Origin of the sequence: Gordonia oryzae (assembly GCF_003797185.1) — a bacterium.
Classification (GTDB): domain Bacteria; phylum Actinomycetota; class Actinomycetes; order Mycobacteriales; family Mycobacteriaceae; genus Gordonia; species Gordonia oryzae.
Map to the genome: position 1 here is coordinate 238,861 of NZ_RKMH01000003.1, position 15,280 is coordinate 254,140.

Annotated in this window: 15 protein-coding genes; 4 read left to right on the forward strand and 11 right to left on the reverse strand. The window is 66.6% G+C overall.

From position 1 onward, the window contains the following. Positions 1-38: 38 nt before the first annotated feature. The 7 genes from EF294_RS21910 to EF294_RS05320 form a co-directional block, all read right to left on the reverse strand. On the reverse strand, positions 39-260 hold the full coding sequence (locus EF294_RS21910; protein WP_246007689.1) for a hypothetical protein: 222 nt from the start codon (positions 258-260) through the stop codon (positions 39-41). Continuing rightward, positions 257-769: an ABC transporter permease subunit gene (locus EF294_RS21915; RefSeq protein WP_246007690.1), complete on the reverse strand. Its 513-nt coding sequence runs from the start codon at positions 767-769 to the stop codon at positions 257-259. The genes EF294_RS21910 and EF294_RS21915 overlap by 4 nt, the downstream gene beginning before the upstream one ends. Before the next feature lie 71 nt (positions 770-840). Next, positions 841-999 (reverse strand): hypothetical protein, encoded by a 159-nt coding sequence (locus EF294_RS21920; RefSeq protein ID WP_246007691.1) that lies wholly within the window; start codon positions 997-999, stop codon positions 841-843. Between the two features lie 271 nt (positions 1,000-1,270). Further along, positions 1,271-2,578 carry an RNA 5'-3' helicase PhoH2 gene (gene phoH2 / locus EF294_RS05305; protein WP_123926360.1) on the reverse strand — a complete coding sequence of 436 codons (1,308 nt, stop codon included), beginning with the start codon at positions 2,576-2,578 and terminating at the stop codon, positions 1,271-1,273. A gap of 1,071 nt (positions 2,579-3,649) precedes the next feature. Further along, positions 3,650-4,522 carry an acyl-ACP desaturase gene (locus tag EF294_RS05310; RefSeq protein WP_123926363.1) on the reverse strand — a complete coding sequence of 291 codons (873 nt, stop codon included), beginning with the start codon at positions 4,520-4,522 and terminating at the stop codon, positions 3,650-3,652. An 81-nt stretch (positions 4,523-4,603) separates the two neighbouring features. Further along, positions 4,604-5,935 carry a serine hydroxymethyltransferase gene (gene glyA / locus EF294_RS05315; protein ID WP_281275967.1) on the reverse strand — a complete coding sequence of 444 codons (1,332 nt, stop codon included), beginning with the start codon at positions 5,933-5,935 and terminating at the stop codon, positions 4,604-4,606. Positions 5,936-6,010: 75 nt separating this feature from the next. After that, the gene (locus EF294_RS05320; protein ID WP_123926366.1) at positions 6,011-7,261 is read right to left on the reverse strand and encodes a DUF885 domain-containing protein; all 1,251 of its coding nucleotides are present in this window, start codon (positions 7,259-7,261) and stop codon (positions 6,011-6,013) included. A 156-nt stretch (positions 7,262-7,417) separates the two neighbouring features. Here EF294_RS05320 and coaA point away from each other — a divergent pair, with 156 nt between their 5' ends. Both coaA and EF294_RS05335 read left to right on the forward strand, forming a co-directional pair. Next, positions 7,418-8,359 (forward strand): type I pantothenate kinase, encoded by a 942-nt coding sequence (gene coaA, locus EF294_RS05325; RefSeq protein WP_123926369.1) that lies wholly within the window; start codon positions 7,418-7,420, stop codon positions 8,357-8,359. Between the two features lie 265 nt (positions 8,360-8,624). Next, a complete protein-coding gene (locus tag EF294_RS05335; protein WP_246007692.1) occupies positions 8,625-8,984 on the forward strand; it encodes a MarR family winged helix-turn-helix transcriptional regulator in 360 nt (119 codons plus the stop codon). A gap of 44 nt (positions 8,985-9,028) precedes the next feature. Here EF294_RS05335 and EF294_RS05340 read toward each other — a convergent pair whose 3' ends face one another. Together EF294_RS05340 and EF294_RS05345 are read right to left on the reverse strand one after the other, a co-directional pair. Next, on the reverse strand, positions 9,029-9,508 hold the full coding sequence (locus EF294_RS05340; protein WP_123926372.1) for a carboxymuconolactone decarboxylase family protein: 480 nt from the start codon (positions 9,506-9,508) through the stop codon (positions 9,029-9,031). Further along, on the reverse strand, positions 9,505-10,269 hold the full coding sequence (locus EF294_RS05345; protein WP_123926375.1) for an SDR family oxidoreductase: 765 nt from the start codon (positions 10,267-10,269) through the stop codon (positions 9,505-9,507). The genes EF294_RS05340 and EF294_RS05345 overlap by 4 nt, the downstream gene beginning before the upstream one ends. Before the next feature lie 84 nt (positions 10,270-10,353). Between EF294_RS05345 and pdxR the strand changes: the two genes are divergently transcribed. Then, positions 10,354-11,829: a MocR-like pyridoxine biosynthesis transcription factor PdxR gene (pdxR, locus tag EF294_RS05350; RefSeq protein ID WP_123926378.1), complete on the forward strand. Its 1,476-nt coding sequence runs from the start codon at positions 10,354-10,356 to the stop codon at positions 11,827-11,829. Between the two features lie 18 nt (positions 11,830-11,847). Here pdxR and EF294_RS05355 read toward each other — a convergent pair whose 3' ends face one another. Then, entirely contained in the window at positions 11,848-12,654 is an 807-nt protein-coding gene (locus EF294_RS05355; RefSeq protein ID WP_123926381.1) for an isoprenyl transferase, read from the reverse strand. Between the two features lie 122 nt (positions 12,655-12,776). On the opposite strand from EF294_RS05355, the gene trhA reads away from it, so the two are divergent. After that, on the forward strand, positions 12,777-13,439 hold the full coding sequence (gene trhA, locus EF294_RS05360; protein WP_246007693.1) for a PAQR family membrane homeostasis protein TrhA: 663 nt from the start codon (positions 12,777-12,779) through the stop codon (positions 13,437-13,439). A 591-nt stretch (positions 13,440-14,030) separates the two neighbouring features. On the opposite strand, the gene EF294_RS05365 is transcribed toward trhA, so the two are convergent. Continuing rightward, positions 14,031-15,128, reverse strand: a complete 1,098-nt coding sequence (locus EF294_RS05365) for a 3-deoxy-7-phosphoheptulonate synthase (protein ID WP_123926387.1) — start codon at positions 15,126-15,128, stop codon at positions 14,031-14,033. Positions 15,129-15,280 lie beyond the last annotated feature (152 nt).

The window sequence follows — 15,280 nt, forward strand, 5'->3', positions numbered from 1 at the left end:
ACCTTCAAGGTTCGGGGCGGTGATGCCTCCGCCGATCATCATGCCCATCGAGGTGCCATCCTCCCCGACCTGCGCAGCACGAGAGCCGACAACACCAGCGTCAGGACCAGCATCAGCGTCGACATCGCGGCCACCGCCGGCCGCAGGGCGATACGCAGCAGGGTGGAGAATAGGTGAACCGGCCACGGCGGGTGGCCCGGCTGCTGGACGAAGGTCGAGACCACGACGTCGTCGAGACCGAACGTGATGGCAAGCATCATCCCGGCGACAATGCCCGGGCTCGCACGATGAACGTCACCACAACCATCGGCACCACTGCGTTCGAGATGACCAACCGCACCAGACCGTTGGTGACCGGCAACAGATTCCAGTCGATGCCGAGCGTGACGTGCCAGGGCACGAAGGCCACCGCATCGGCGATGTCGGGTGTCACCAGGGCGACCGTCAGCAGGGCGGACAGCCTCGCCGACGACCAGCGCGGGCACTGCGACGTCGCGATCGCAACGCCGGCCAACGATCCCAGGAGCGCAGCCGGCAGCGCCGACAGCAGGCCCACTCCAGGGAAATGCGCACACTGTGCAGAATCGGGTCGCCGGTGAGCGCGTCGCGCGCTGAACCCCACTCCCTTCAACGACGCGAGCACACGCCCGGTGTTGAACGGGTAGGCGTGGATCACCACGATCGGCAGGAACAGGAAGGCATAGCCCGCGACCGCCCACGTCGTCCGGCAGATCCAGTACCCCTCCCGCCAGGTGCGCAGCGGCGCCATCACCAGAGGAGGCAGGGCCGCCGGGATCGGCCTGGCCGGCGGTCGGCAGCGTCACCAAGACGATCCGCCGATCACGCACCACCGCAACATCTTTGACGACGCATCGCACCGCCGAGCACCCAGTTCTGGGCTGTCTGGAACCGCGCGGCGATCATCTGCATGGCCATCGTGCCCGTGGCACCGCCGAGCACCGACGGTGTCACGCAGTCGCCCATCAACGGTGTGAACACCAGAAGAATCTCACCGATCTACCGTGGGTCGGACACCGCACCCGCAATCGGGAGCCAGAACCGCTTCATTGGCACGGTGTAGCGACGATGTACGTCGCTTACCGCACGGCCGATCGACGTGAACTGGCCAATGACCCGACACAGGCGAAGGTCATCGCACAGATGCCGACCGGGTGCCAGGTCGGTCCCGAACCTCGACACCCGGGTCGGTCCCGAACCTCGACACCCGTTGCGACGAAGTAGATTTCGATGTCTCTACTTCCGCCGGCGATCAGTACGCCGCGCCTGGCGCGAATTCCTCGAGCACTTCGGTCACGAGCGCGGCGATCGGCGACCGTTCGCTGCGGGTCAACGTGATGTGCGCGAAAAGGGGGTGTCCCTTGAGCTTTTCGATGACTGCCGCCACCCCGTCGTGTCGTCCGACGCGCAGGTTGTCGCGCTGCGCGACATCGTGGGTCAGCACCACCCGCGACCCCGACCCCAGGCGCGAGAGCACGGTCAGCAATACGTTGCGCTCCAGTGACTGCGCCTCGTCGACGATCACGAACGAGTCATGCAATGACCGGCCACGAATGTGGGTGAGCGGCAACACCTCGAGCATGCCGCGTGCCAGCACCTCTTCGATGACTTCTTGCGAGGCAAGGCCTTCCAGCGTGTCGAACACCGCCTGCGCCCACGGGCCCATCTTCTCGTCGGCGCCGCCGGGTAGGTATCCGAGCTGCTGTCCGCCGACCGCGTAGAGCGGCCGGAAGACGACCACCTTGCGCTGGGTCCGCCGTTCGAGGACGGCCTCCAGTCCTGCGCACAAGGCCAACGCGGACTTGCCGGTTCCGGCCTTGCCGCCCAGCGACACGATGCCGACACTGTCGTCGAGCAGCAGATCGAGCGCCACACGCTGTTCCGCGGAGCGCCCGTGCAGACCGAAAGCCTCACGATCGCCGCGCACCAACTGCACTTGCTTGGCGTCGTTCACCCGGCCGAGAGCACTCGACGAGCCTTGCCCGATCAGCCGAACCCCGGTGTGGCACGGCAGCTCTCGTGCGGCGTCGATGTCCACGACGCCGTCGGCGAACAGGGTGTCGATGGCGGGCTGGTCGACGTCGAGTTCGGTCATCCCCGACCATCCGGAGATCACGACATCCTGGGCGTGGTACTCGTCGGCGGCCAGACCCACCGCACCGGCCTTCACCCGCAGCGGCGTGTCCTTGGAGACCAGAGTGACGTTCTTACCCTCGGCCCGCAGGTTGAGTGCACACGCGAGAATCCGTGAATCGTTTGTCTCCGTGCGGAATCCGGCCGGCAATACGGCCGGATCGGTGTGATTGAGTTCCACCTGCAACGTGCCGCCCACGTCTCCGATGGGCAACGGCACGTCGAGTCGACCGAACTCCAGCCGCAGATCGTCGAGGAGCCGCAAGGCCTCACGTGCGAACCAGCCGAGCTCGTGGTGGTGACGTTTGCCCTCGAGTTCGCCGATGACCACCAGCGGAAGAACCACATGGTGTTCGGCGAAACGGGTGACCGCCCAGGGATCTGAGAGCAGGACGGAGGTGTCGAGGACGTAGGTGCGTGTGGTCACGTGGGCTCCTACATTTGTGCGGCGCCCGCACAAACCAGTTCAAGTCGACCGGCTGGGTCTCGGTCCACTTCGCCGTAGCCGAAGTGGACGGGGACCGGGGCCGGCCCCCTCGCGCTGCGCTTGCAAACCACGAATGAGAACCTCCCGGACGAACCGCTTCCCCGCGGCCCGTCACTGGCCAACGTACGCGGTGTGGCGCGTCACGGCGCGCCGGAAAAGGTGTGTCGGCGTGAATTTCGCGTAAACGCACGTATCGTGTGAGCGAAGTGACGATGGCGTCGCCACCGGGAGAAAAGCCGTGCTCGATTGCGGTATTGATGCGGGTCTCAGCGTCTTTACGCGAGCGCAGAGATCATCGATGACCGAGGCTCACGATCTCCCCGAGTGAGCCGACCCGCGCCTCGCGGACCAGATGCGCGGGTACGGGACGTGCCGTGTGTGATCGACGGCCAACCAGCACACCTCCCGCGGGACTGGTATGGCCCTCTACAGTTGCGCACTCACGTCAGTCCGTCGGCACGGCCGAATGCGATTACCCTCACTTCTACCTACTGGTGTCCTCCGGCCGCCGACTCCAGCGCAGCCGACGGCGGCGTCGAACTACCCCGACGATCGACGACCTCCGGCGCGTTGTCCCCGCCGACACAGGACCTGATACCTCAGCGACTCCAGCGCTCACCGCCGCGCCGCGGCAGCGCTTCGAGATCGCCATCCAACGGTTCACTCCCGACGTCGCGACGATGTCGGCAGGCCCGTCTCTTCGGAAGTCACAAGCGTTCGGAGTCCATGTGGACGATCTCGTCATCACCCGCGACGGCCGGGTGGCCGACCGTCGTGTCCGATCGGACCGACCAGCCGATCCGACGTGCTGCGATCGACCCGGTTGAGTTCACCGTCACCCAGACATCGACGGGCGTGGGGGAGAGCGTCACGGGGAACGCTCGACGAGTGGACAACCGATTCCGCGGACAAACTCAGCGCGGCCTTCGACATGCCATCCCAGCAGGGCAACGCGCACATCTCCCGGCACCCACGCGCGCGGGGGTGCCGGGAATGGAATACGACCAGGGCCTATCGGCCGGCGAGCGCCTGGATCCGCTGCCGTGCGGCCTGCGCGTCGTCGCCGAGTTCCTGCAAGCTCTCGAGCTTGAGTCCGTCGGCGATGGCGACGGCGATCGCTGTGTGCGTCTCGCCGCTCTCGTAGTCGGCGATCAGCGCGCGCTCCACGTCGAAGTCGTCGATGTCGACTCCGATGGGCTCGGTGGTCAGCCGGGCCAGTGCCTTGTCGACGGCGATCACGGTGGCGTCCTGATCGGCGACGAGTCCGGCACCGAGGAAGTTGGTGAAAGTCCTCGCCTGCAGTTCGTCATCACCGGCGATCTTGGCGAGGATCGTCTGGTAGACGTCGTCGGTCACCGCAGCCGCCAGTCGCTTGACGTAGTGCACGCACTGATACTCGTGCACCGCCATCAGTGCCAGGACGTCGAGTGGGCCGAGATCCCGGACGAGCTCGGGACGCTGACGGTAACCCGTGGTGACATGCTCCCGACGGCGCTCCTCGGCATCGACCGGGTCGATCGCGCGACGCACCACCAGGTAGTCGCGCAACACGATGGCGTGCCGGTTGTCCTCGGCGGTCCACACCCCGACGAGCTGACGCCAGTCGGAGAACGCCGGGAAGTGTTTGGCGAGCACACGGTGGTAGGACGGCAGGTTGTCCTTGGTGAGCAGCAGTGCGAGCGTACCGGCGCGCGCCTCGTCGGACAGCGTTGCCTGCGAGGGATCCCAGTCGTCACCGCCGAGGAAGGCGAAGTTGCGGCCGTCGTCCCACGGCACCCAGTCGTGCGGGTTCCAGGGCGTGGCCGCCGCGGCGTGATCCTCGGCGATCTCCGGAAGCGCCTTCTCGAGCGCAATGATCAGGTCGTCTTCGGTGAGTGCGTTCATCGCGTAAGAGGATACGGATGCGTAACCATCGGGGGCAATCCGGACATCGCCGGCGTGGCGCGCCGCTGCCGGGACGGCCGATCAGATACGGCTCATCAGCCCCCACGACTCAAGCCCGTCGTAGAGGGGGAAGTCCAGCGCGAGACGCGACACGCGTGCCCGCAACGCCGAGGTGTCGGCGCCGGTCCCGGCGGCCAGCGCGGTCGCGATGATATCGGCGACCTCGGTGAACTGCTCCTCACCGAACCCGCGGGTGGCCAGCGCAGGCGTTCCGATCCGCAGTCCGGAAGTCACCATCGGCGGGCGCGGATCGAACGGCACCGCGTTGCGGTTCACGGTGATGCCGACCTCGTGCAGCAGATCCTCGGCCTGCTGGCCGTCGAGCGGGCTGTTGCGCAGATCGACGAGCACAAGGTGCACGTCGGTGCCGCCGGTGAGCACCGAGACGCCTGCCTTGGCGACGTCGGCGCCGGTGAGCCGGTCGGCGAGAATCTTCGCGCCGGACAGTGTGCGACGCTGCCGCTCGGCGAACTCTTCGGTGCCGGCGATCTTCAGTGCGACCGCCTTACCGGCGATGACGTGCATGAGCGGTCCTCCCTGCTGGCCGGGAAACACCGTCGAGTTGAGCTTCTTGGCCCATTCCTGCTTGGCCAGGATGATGCCCGACCGCGGTCCGCCAAGGGTCTTGTGGACCGTCGAGGACACAACGTCGGAGGCGGGTACCGGGTTGGGGTGCAGCCCAGCGGCAACCAGGCCGGCGAAATGCGCCATGTCGGTCCACAGGTAGGCGCCCACTTCGTCGGCGATCGAGCGGAATGCGTCGAAGTCGAGGGTGCGCGGATACGCCGACCACCCGGCGACGATCACCTTCGGGCGGGTGTCGAGGGCGATCTTGCGCACCTCGTCCATGTCGATGCGGAAGTCCTCTTTGCTCACGCCGTAAAAGGCGTTCTCGTAGAGCTTGCCGGAGAAGTTCAGTCGCATCCCGTGGGTCAGGTGCCCGCCGTGCGCGAGGTCGAGACCGAGCATCGTCTCACCCGGATTCATCAACGCCATCAACACCGCGGCGTTGGCCTGCGCGCCCGAATGCGGCTGCACATTGGCGAAATCGGCGCCGAAGAGCGCCTTGGCCCGGTCGCGCGCGATGTCCTCGACGACGTCGACGTACTCACAGCCGCCGTAGTAGCGGCGCCCCGGATATCCCTCGGCGTACTTGTTGGTCAGGACGCTACCCTGTGCCTGCAGCACCGCGCGCGGGACGAAGTTCTCCGACGCGATCATCTCCAGGGTGTCGCGCTGCCGGCTCAGCTCACCGTTCATCGCGGCGGCGACGTCAGGGTCGATGTCGACCAGCGACATCGCGTTCACCGACGTCGAGTTCACGGACTGTGCGGACGAGGCATTCTCGGTCATGCCCGCAAGTCTATGGGCCAGGTGCCGGCTGATCGAATCACCCCAGGCCATCCTCAGCGGACCTCCGGGGCGAGGTCAGGCGGTCTCGCCGAGTTCGGCCCGCAACGACGCCGGGATCAACGGCTCGTCGAGCAGCCGCCCGAAGCGGGCCGCGCGATCGGCGCCGCCGACACCGGGGGCGTCGGTGTCGAGCCACCTCTGCAGCAGGCGATAGCCCTCGACGTAGGTGGAGATGTAGGCGCGCCACAACGGCGAGGTGAGAAAGCGCAGCATCTGCCGCGCCCGTTCGGGCGGCGCGAGCAGCCAGCGCTGCAAGAATTCGGCGACACTGTCGGCATCGCGGTGCTGATCGTGCAGCATCAGGGCGGCGTCCTGGCGTACGCCGAGCAGCCCGGCGGTCGCCCGACCCACCTGTTGTGCGTGCTGCCCGTCGAACCGCAGGCCGAGATCGGCATAGATTTCCTGCGCCCATACACCCCACTCGGGCCCGACGATCGCGTGCAGGGCGTGGTCGGCCAAACCCTCGGCCATGAGGCATTGCGGGGTGTTCACGAGAAAGATCGTCTGCTCCTGCTGTCCCCCGCCGACGAGTCGCTGCTGTTTGCGACAGTGTTCGGTGTGATGACCCGGATAAGCTTCGTGGGCGATCAGGTGCGGCAAGTTCGACATGTGTTGTGTCAGATCGACGTTGATCGCCACCCGGGAGCGATAGTCGCCGAGGTAGTAGTTGAATCCCGACCACGGCTTGTCGGTAACCACCTCGAATTCGACAATCTCGGAGTCGGGCAGCGGATAGGTGGCCCGCACCCGCTCACGCAGTGCGCCACTGAAGGTACGTACGCACTCATCGACCCGTTCCGGCGGAATCTCGTCCGCACGCCGATGGCGGGCATAAGCTGCCGCCAGCGCCTCTCCCGAACTTCCCGGAACACCGAGCGCCGCAGCGAGTTCAACGTGAGCGGCCCGGTAGATCGCCGGATCCTCCAGCTCGATGTCGACGTCGAAGTAGGCGCGCACCTCGTCGACGAAACCGATGTCGTCACCGGCGAACTTGCGGGCCGAACACTCCAGCGCGCGCAGGTGGGCGCCGATGAAGGCGGCGCGGTCCGGATCGAGGTCACCGGGTAGATCGGCGAGCAGTCCCCGTGCGACGTCGGCGAGCTCCGCGGGTTGCGGTGCCGATGCATTGCTCACCGCGGCACGCAGGTTCGGGTCGCCGATGTAGGCATCGACGAACCCCTCCTCGAGACGATCGAAGGCCAACCCGAGACGGAGGTACGCGGTGACAAGGTCGGACGGCGAGTCGCTGGCCGGGACAGAAGACATAGTCGGACACGCTACCCACCACCTCGCGCATCGGCCACGCCATCATGTCGCGTTCGTACTGATAGGGCACCGACGCGACCGGTTCGGCGGAGCTTATAGGGTGGGTGGCATGTCGAGCACCCCTGCAGCGACCGTCACGGGTCCGGTGCTGCGCTGATGGCACGCCACTCCAGTGATCGTGATCCGAGTCTGTACATGGAGCTCGACCGCAAACAGTGGCGCGAACTGCGTGAATCGATGCCGATGGTGTTGACCTCCGACGAACTCGACAAGCTCGTCGGCCTCGGCGAGCAGATCGACCTGACCGAGGTCGCCGAGGTCTATCTGCCGTTGTCACGACTCATCCATCTACAGGTGGCCGCGCGGCAACGACTGTTCGCCGCGACCTCGACCTTCCTCGGCGACCGCCGCGGAGAAAAGCAGGTGCCGTTCGTGATCGGCATCGCGGGCAGTGTCGCGGTCGGCAAGTCGACGACCGCACGTGTGCTCGCCGCCCTACTCGCCCGTTGGGAGTCGCACCCCAAGGTCGATCTCGTCACCACCGACGGCTTCTTGCTACCGACCGCGGAGTTAGAACGTCGGACAATCATGCACCGCAAGGGCTTTCCCGAGTCATATGACCGTCGGGCACTGTTGCGCTTTGTCACCGAGGTGAAATCGGGCGCCCGGGAGGTCACCGCGCCGGTCTATTCACACCTCACCTACGACATCGTTCCCGATGTCCGCCACTACATCCGCCAGCCCGACATTCTGATCCTGGAGGGGCTCAACGTCTTACAGACCGGACGCACACTGATGGTGTCGGACCTATTCGACTTCTCGATCTACGTCGATGCCAAGACCGACGACATCGAGAAATGGTATGTCTCCCGGTTTCTACAGATGCGGTCCACATCGTTCGCCGACCCCAATTCGCACTTCCACCACTACGCGTCGTTGACCGACGATCAGGCAATGATCGCCGCGCGGGATATCTGGACCTCGATCAACCTGCCCAACCTGCGCGAGAACATCTTGCCGACCCGCCCCCGAGCGAGCCTGGTACTGCGCAAGGACACCAACCACTCGATCAATCGGGTTCGTCTGCGCAAGTTGTGAACCCGCGGTGTGGGGAGACACGCCCCTAGCGAGCCCAGGGCGGAGTGATCATCTCCCCGGAGTCGGTGACCGCGGTCAGGCCGGCCGGTGCGGTTACCCACACCGTCGCCTCCGCCGATCCCGGGTTGTCCAGCCGCACCCGCGACCCAGCCGGTACATGGACGACCACCCCCCGCCGTCAAGGTGTGCCGCCGACCATCGAGCTCGCACTCCGGCTCCCCGGTCAGCACGGCAGAGATCTCCTCACGGTCCACCCTATGCGCCGTTGCGAACTGCTCCGGTTCCAGAACCGTTCGCCACGCACAACGGACACTCGGGCCTACGTCCGGTGCACGGTCTGGTGTTCGCGCGGACCGCCTCCGCCGGGGCGACAGTCAACGAGATCGCCGCGCACCTCGGGGTCACCAAGCAATCGGCCGCCGCGATCGTGGAAACGCTGGAGAATCAGGGCTATGTCACACGCGGACCGCGTCCGACCGATCGGCGTGCGCGGCTGGTCCAACTCACCGGACGCGGTCGGGCGGTGACCCGGCTGGCCGCGCGGAGCGCCGCCGACGTCGCCGCCGACCTCGAGCGCGACATCGGGCACGACGCGATGGCGACGGTCATCGGCGCATTGCAGTGACTCGGCGCGGACGCCACTCTGTGGTGAGACGTGTCGGCGAGAACTCAGGAACGCAGCGTGCGCTCATCGAGACCGGCGGGATAGCACCCGGTGAGGGCAATCCGATTCCAGACATTGATCATGACGATCGATGCGAGCACCTGACCGAATGCCTCGTCGCCGAATACCGAACGCACCCGCTCGTAGACCTCCTCGGGCACCCCGTCGTCACCGATCCGTGTGACGTATTCGGTCAACTCCAATGCCGCTCTGGACTTCTCGTCGAACATCGAAAGACATTCACGCCACACCCCAACCATCCCGAGGGTAATCGGCTCCATGCCGAGACCGAGCGCATCGGACAGATGCATGTGTAGGCAGTATGCGCACCCGTTGAGTTGCGAAGCGCGGATCTTGATGAGTTCCACCAGCTCTCGATCGAGCCCATCTGCCGAGGCGCGCTGAAGGGCGACGAGCGCCTTATAGACACCGGGGTTGGCCGTTGGTAACCAATAGCGCACCCCATCGGGCGCCGCCGCGCTCATCGTGACACCCGCTCACCGCGCCGGGCGAGCCAGGCCTCAACGGTTGTCTCGGTCTGCACGAACTCACCGCGCGGCAGCAACCCATCCGCCCGAAGCGCCTTACCCCCGATCCGCACCGGAATCACCCATCGTGGGGAACCGTCCTGACGAGCAACATCTTTCGCCAGATCGGCGAGATCGATCACCTCCGGCCCGGCCACCTCGACATCGCCGCGCGCGGGTTCGAGCGCAGCGTCGGCCACGGCGTCGGCGGCATCGGTGGCCGCCAAGGGCCGACACCTCATGCGCGGTACCACTGCCACCGGCCCCAGACTCGTGCGCCGGAGCAGTTGCTCGGCGAGTTCGAACCATTGCGCCGAGTGCACCACCCTCAGCACGTCGGGCCCGAGCAACTCGCGGTAGACCCGCTCCTGCTCACCCTTGCCCTGGTAGTAGCCGAACTTCGCGTTGACCGCCGGATCGGCGGCATTGATGATCGACAGGCAGACCACCCGGCCCACGTCGGCGGTGACCGCACCCTCGGCGATCCGTCGTGCGGCCGTACCGAAGAAGTCGACAGCGACCTTGGCACGAGTGGTCGTGACATTGACGCAGTCGACGACGACGTCGGCACCGGCGCACACCCGGGCCACGCCGGTGCCGGTGTACACATCGACACCGGCCGACCTCTGCGCAGCGACCACCTCGATCCCTCTGTTCTGCAACGTTTCGCCCAGGCAGCGTCCGATCTCACCGCTCGCCCCGAACACGACTGTTCGCATCCCTTGCCTCCTCCGGTTGTCTCATCTTGAGTGTCGTGTCACCTACGGTAGGGAATAATTGCACCGGAAAAGAGGTCCAATCCGATGGCCGAAAAGAAGGTCAATTCGACCGAAGGCGACCCGTGGGAGCGTGTGGCTGCACGCTTGGGCGCCGACCTGTTCCTCGATCTCCAGCCGGACCCGTCGACGACGGCACGAGGACGCGGAGCGATGCGGCGCCGCGCTCTCGCCGACACCCTGCGCGACGCCATCTCCGATGGCCGGCTACCCCCGGGCACCATGGTGCCTCCGTACCGGTCGCTGGCCGCCGATCTCGGACTCGCCCGCGGCACGGTGGCCGCGGTGTACGCCGAACTCGTTGCCGAAGGCCGCCTCACCGCGCGCCAGGGCTCGGGCACACGAGTGGCCTGCGGGATACATCCACAGCCGGCCAGTCTGCCGCCACCAACGGTCACCCTGCCCACTGTGGACCACGATTTCGCCCTCGGGCAACCGAATCCGTCACTGTTTCCGCGGTCGGCATGGGCCGCCTCGACACGACGTGCGTTGAGCGGCGCCGTCGATTCCGTCTTTGCGCCGTCGGCACCCAACGGCAGCGTGGCGCTGCGCACCGAACTGGCCGCCTACCTCGCCCGCGCCCGCGGCGTCCGGACCAGCCCGGACTGCATCGTGTTGACCACCTCGGTCAGTGGATCGCTGGACCTGTTGTCGCGCACCGTGTTCGGGAGAAGAGTGGCGGTCGAAAGCCACGGACTGCCGTTCCATCGGGCGGTCATCGCCCGGCGCGGTGTCACCACCTCGCCGCTACCCGTCGATGCCCGGGGTGCCGACGTGTCGCGTCTGGCCGAAGCCGGCGTCGACGCCGTCGTGCTGACACCGAGTCATCAGTATCCGTTCGGCGTGGCACTGGCACCGGATCGCCGCGCCGAGGTCGTCGAGTGGGCCGCGCGTACCGACGCGGTGATCGTCGAAGACGACTACGACGGCGAGTTGCGCTACGACCGTGACCCGGTGGGAGCGCTGCAGGGTCTCGCGCCCGATTCGGTGATCCACACCGGATCGGTGAGCAAGAGTCTCTCGCCCGCGGTGCGGATCGGCTGGCTCGTCCTCCCGCCGCGACTGGTGTCGTCGGTCATGTGGGCCAAGGGGGTTCGCGAGCCGGACGCCTCGATCGTCGATCAGCTCGTGCTCGCCGACATGATCGCGGCCGGCACATACGACACCCACATCCGGCGCAGCCGTCAGTTCTATCGCGCGCGGCGCGATCACCTCATCGCCCGACTCGCCGCCGATGGAATCGAGGTATCCGGGATCGCGGCCGGTCTGCACGCGGTGATCCCGCTGCCGGTCGACATCGAGCACCGACTCCTGCGGGAGTGCCATGCACGCGGTTTCGCCTTCGGCGGCCTCGACGCCATGCGCCACCCCGACGCCGATCCACCCGTCGACGAGAACGGCGTCGCTCAGGGCGGGCTGGTCGTCGGATTCGCGAGTCCGGCCAACTCGACCTTCGCCCGCGACGTCGACGCACTCGCCACGCTGATCACCGAGTACCGCTGACCGACGAAGGGCCCGGAGCTACTTACCGAATCGTCGATTCCGGGCCGCGTAGTCGCGTAGCGCGCGCAGGAAGTCCACCCGCCGGAACTCCGGCCAGTACGCGTCGGTGAACCAGATCTCCGAATATGCGCTCTGCCACAGCAGAAATCCCGAGAGCCGCTGCTCTCCGGAGGTACGGATGACCAGATCCGGATCGGGCTGTCCCTTGGTGTAGAGATTGCGGTCGATGGCCTCCACCGTGACCGCGTCGATCATCTGCTCGGGCGTCCCGCCGTCGGCTTTGCACTCGGCGAGCAGCGCCCGCACGGCGTCGACGATCTCCTGGCGGCCGCCGTAGCCAACAGCGACGTTCACGTTCATGCCGTCGCGGCCCCGGGTGCGTTCGGCGGCACTGCGCAGCCTTTGCGCCACCGCCTCCGGCAGCTGATCGAGCGTGCCGACGATGCGTACCTGCCAGTCGCCGGCCGGTGCCTCGGGGTCGGCGGCGGCGGGCCTGGAGATCTCGTCGACGATGTCGGGCACGATCTCCATCAGCGCGTCGAGTTCCTCGGATTCGCGCTGCAGGTTCTCTGTCGACAGCAGGTAGATGGTGACCGTCTCGATCCCCAGCTCGGCACACCATCCGAGCATGTCGGCGATCCGGCGGGCCCCGACCCGATGGCCGTGGCTGACGTCCTCGAAACCGGCTTCGCGGGCCCAACGCCGGTTTCCGTCGCAGATGATCGCGACGTGGCACGGCAGGCGGGTGGTGTCCATCAGCTGGACCAGTCGTCGCTCGTACACGGTGAGCATCGGGCCGCGCAGGCCATCGGGAAGCAGTTTCATCGCGACCCAGATTAGCCGCGCCCGGTCGCGGGTGTGTGCGGTCGTTGGTCTCCCGACAGACGGGAGGTGATCGACACATCATCCCGCAGACCGCGTAAGTTACGGTACCGTAGGTTTCTGTGATGACCGTGCTGACAACGCCCGTGGACGATCGGCCGAGGTTGCGGGGCGTGATCCATCAGTACGCGGCCTTCGTGGCCGCGGCCTGCGGTATTGCCGTGGTGACCGGCGCCGCACTCTTGCGCGGCGCCGCCGCATCGACGGCGTGTGCGATCTACGCGATCACCATCGTCGGTCTCTTCGGCGTGTCGGCGACTTATCACCGCGTGCACTGGAAGACCGACCGCGCCCAGATCAGTATGAAGCGCGCCGACCATTCGATGATCTTCCTGTTCATCGCCGGCACGTACACACCGTTCTGCGGGCTCGCCCTGCCGTCCCCACTGCGCTGGTGGGTGCTCGGAGTCGTGTGGGCCGGTGCCGTCGCCGGGGTGGCGCTCACGATCGTCTGGCCCGCGGCACCACGTTGGCTCAGTGTGTCGCTCTACGTGCTGCTCGGTTGGGTGATCGTCGCGGTCGCCCCGAGCCTGGCGACCCGCGCGGGGGTCACCGTCATGGTGCTCCTCGCCCTCGGTGGGGTCTTCTACACCGTCGGCGGAATCCTTTACGCGCTACGACGCCCCAACCCGTGGCCGGCGACCTTCGGTCACCACGAGGTCTTCCACGTGTGCACCGCGATCGCGGCGCTGCTGCACTACATCGCAGTGTGGTTGGTGCTGGCTTGACACGCCCCACCGTGTGGGTCACCACCAACCACTTCCCGAGTCCGTCAGCCCCGGGCGATCACCGACCGTAGATGTTCCGCCGGCGCCGCAGTGGTCGTGGGATTACGCAGGCCGTCGACGAGTACGGCGTACCGAACCGTGCCCGACCTCAGCGCCTGCGACTTTCACTGCGTCACAGGGTCACCGGCATGAGGGCGCACGCCGAAGGTCTCACCGAGACTGCTCATGTCGGCGTAGGACGCATCGAGGGGCCGCATGATCCCACCCCGGTACCACCGGCCTGCCGACACGGCTCGGTCAGCTGGTACGGGATCGCACCGATGGTGCCGATCCCGTGCGGGTCACTCCCCGTAGCCTTCCCCGAATCCGTGGTTTCATCCGATGAACACGCAGTCGGGCTCGGCAGCGGCGATGCTGGCCATCATCAACGCGACACGGATCGTCGCCGGACGACCGGACTCCGGCGGTCTCGGCCGTGGACCTCAGCTCGATCGTAGGGTCGATCCTTCGATGGCACCCGAGCAATGCCCGACACCTTCTGCTGTGAGCAGCACCGTAGCGGCAGATCACCAGTGCCACAACGAAATGGGTTCAGCCACGCGCCAATTCGGCGAGCACCGCGGCACTGACCGCCCAATCCATGCAGTTGTCGGTCACCGACTTACCGTAGACGAGCGGATCGGCATCGGGAGACTGCGCACCGGCCTCGAGGAAGCTCTCGAGCATGACGCCGCTCACCTGCACCGGGTCGCCGGATTGCCGACGCGCGCGGATTGATGCCGCGATTTGTGTGGCGACCTCCGCCTGGCGGAGGTGGTCCTTCCCGGAGTTGGCGTGGCTGGCGTCGATCATCACCCGCGATGTCAGACCCGAACATTGCAGTGCCGCAACGGCGTCGGCGACGGATTCGTCGTCGTAGTTGGGTCCGGCGGTGCCACCGCGCAAGATGATGTGACAGTCGGAGTTGCCCGCCGACTCCACCAGCGCGCCGTGCCCGAAGTCGTCGACGCCGAAGAAGACATGTGATGCCGCAGCGGCTTTCACGCCGTCGATCGCCACCTGCACGTTGCCGTCGGTGCCATTCTTGAAGCCGATCGGCATGGACAGTCCCGAGGCGAGTTGGCGGTGCACCTGGGATTCAGTGGTGCGAGCTCCGATCGCTCCCCAAGCGACCGCGTCGGCGATGTATTGCGGGCTGGTCGGTTCGAGGAACTCACATCCCACCGGCAGCCCGAGGTCGATGATGTCGAGCAGCAACGACCGCGCCGTCCGCAGACCGCGCTCAACATCGAAGGTCTCATCCATACCGGGGTCGTTGATCAGGCCCTTCCATCCGACGATGGTACGGGGCTTCTCGAAGTACACGCGCATCACGATCTTGAGTCGTTCGGAGAACTGCTGGGCCAGCAACGCCAACCGGCGCGCGTAGTCGAGTGCGGCGATCGGGTCGTGCACCGAGCACGGGCCGACGACGACGAGAAGCCGATCGTCTGCGCCGGCGAGGATGGCCGCGATCTCGTCGCGGTCGCGTTGGACCGCAAGCGCCCGCCGGGCGGTCAACGGCAATTCGGTGCGAATGGTGTCCGGTGATGGGATCGACCGGAACGAGCGGATCCGGCGATCCGAGGTCGATTCGGCCGAAAGAGAGCGGTCGGCGGGACTTCGTGAGAGATCTCCGAGGGTGGTCATTGGTATGCCTTTCGCGGGGTTGTGGGCCCTGGTTGTCGCCTGGGCCCGCCCGCGTCGTGGTCGCCGGAAAGCCCTGACATGACAAGAGCAGTGACCTGGGGTCACTGCTCGGGGCTCCGGGATGTGGCGTGCGGCGCGATCAGCGCTTCATC

Excerpts from the sequence above, each read along its gene's own strand:
- EF294_RS05345 (WP_123926375.1), bottom strand. The coding sequence starts at position 10,269 with ATGCGAACAGTCGTGTTCGGGGCGAGCGGTGAGATCGGACGCTGCCTG.
- pdxR (WP_123926378.1), top strand. The coding sequence starts at position 10,354 with ATGGCCGAAAAGAAGGTCAATTCGACCGAAGGCGACCCGTGGGAGCGT.
- EF294_RS05320 (WP_123926366.1), bottom strand. The coding sequence starts at position 7,261 with ATGTCTTCTGTCCCGGCCAGCGACTCGCCGTCCGACCTTGTCACCGCG.
- EF294_RS05365 (WP_123926387.1), bottom strand. The coding sequence starts at position 15,128 with ATGACCACCCTCGGAGATCTCTCACGAAGTCCCGCCGACCGCTCTCTT.
- coaA (WP_123926369.1), top strand. The coding sequence starts at position 7,418 with ATGGCACGCCACTCCAGTGATCGTGATCCGAGTCTGTACATGGAGCTC.
- EF294_RS05310 (WP_123926363.1), bottom strand. The coding sequence starts at position 4,522 with ATGAACGCACTCACCGAAGACGACCTGATCATTGCGCTCGAGAAGGCG.
- EF294_RS05355 (WP_123926381.1), bottom strand. The coding sequence starts at position 12,654 with ATGAAACTGCTTCCCGATGGCCTGCGCGGCCCGATGCTCACCGTGTAC.
- EF294_RS05340 (WP_123926372.1), bottom strand. The coding sequence starts at position 9,508 with ATGAGCGCGGCGGCGCCCGATGGGGTGCGCTATTGGTTACCAACGGCC.
- EF294_RS21915 (WP_246007690.1), bottom strand. The coding sequence starts at position 769 with ATGGCGCCGCTGCGCACCTGGCGGGAGGGGTACTGGATCTGCCGGACG.
- trhA (WP_246007693.1), top strand. The coding sequence starts at position 12,777 with ATGACCGTGCTGACAACGCCCGTGGACGATCGGCCGAGGTTGCGGGGC.
- EF294_RS21910 (WP_246007689.1), bottom strand. The coding sequence starts at position 260 with ATGATGCTTGCCATCACGTTCGGTCTCGACGACGTCGTGGTCTCGACC.
- glyA (WP_281275967.1), bottom strand. The coding sequence starts at position 5,935 with ATGACCGAGAATGCCTCGTCCGCACAGTCCGTGAACTCGACGTCGGTG.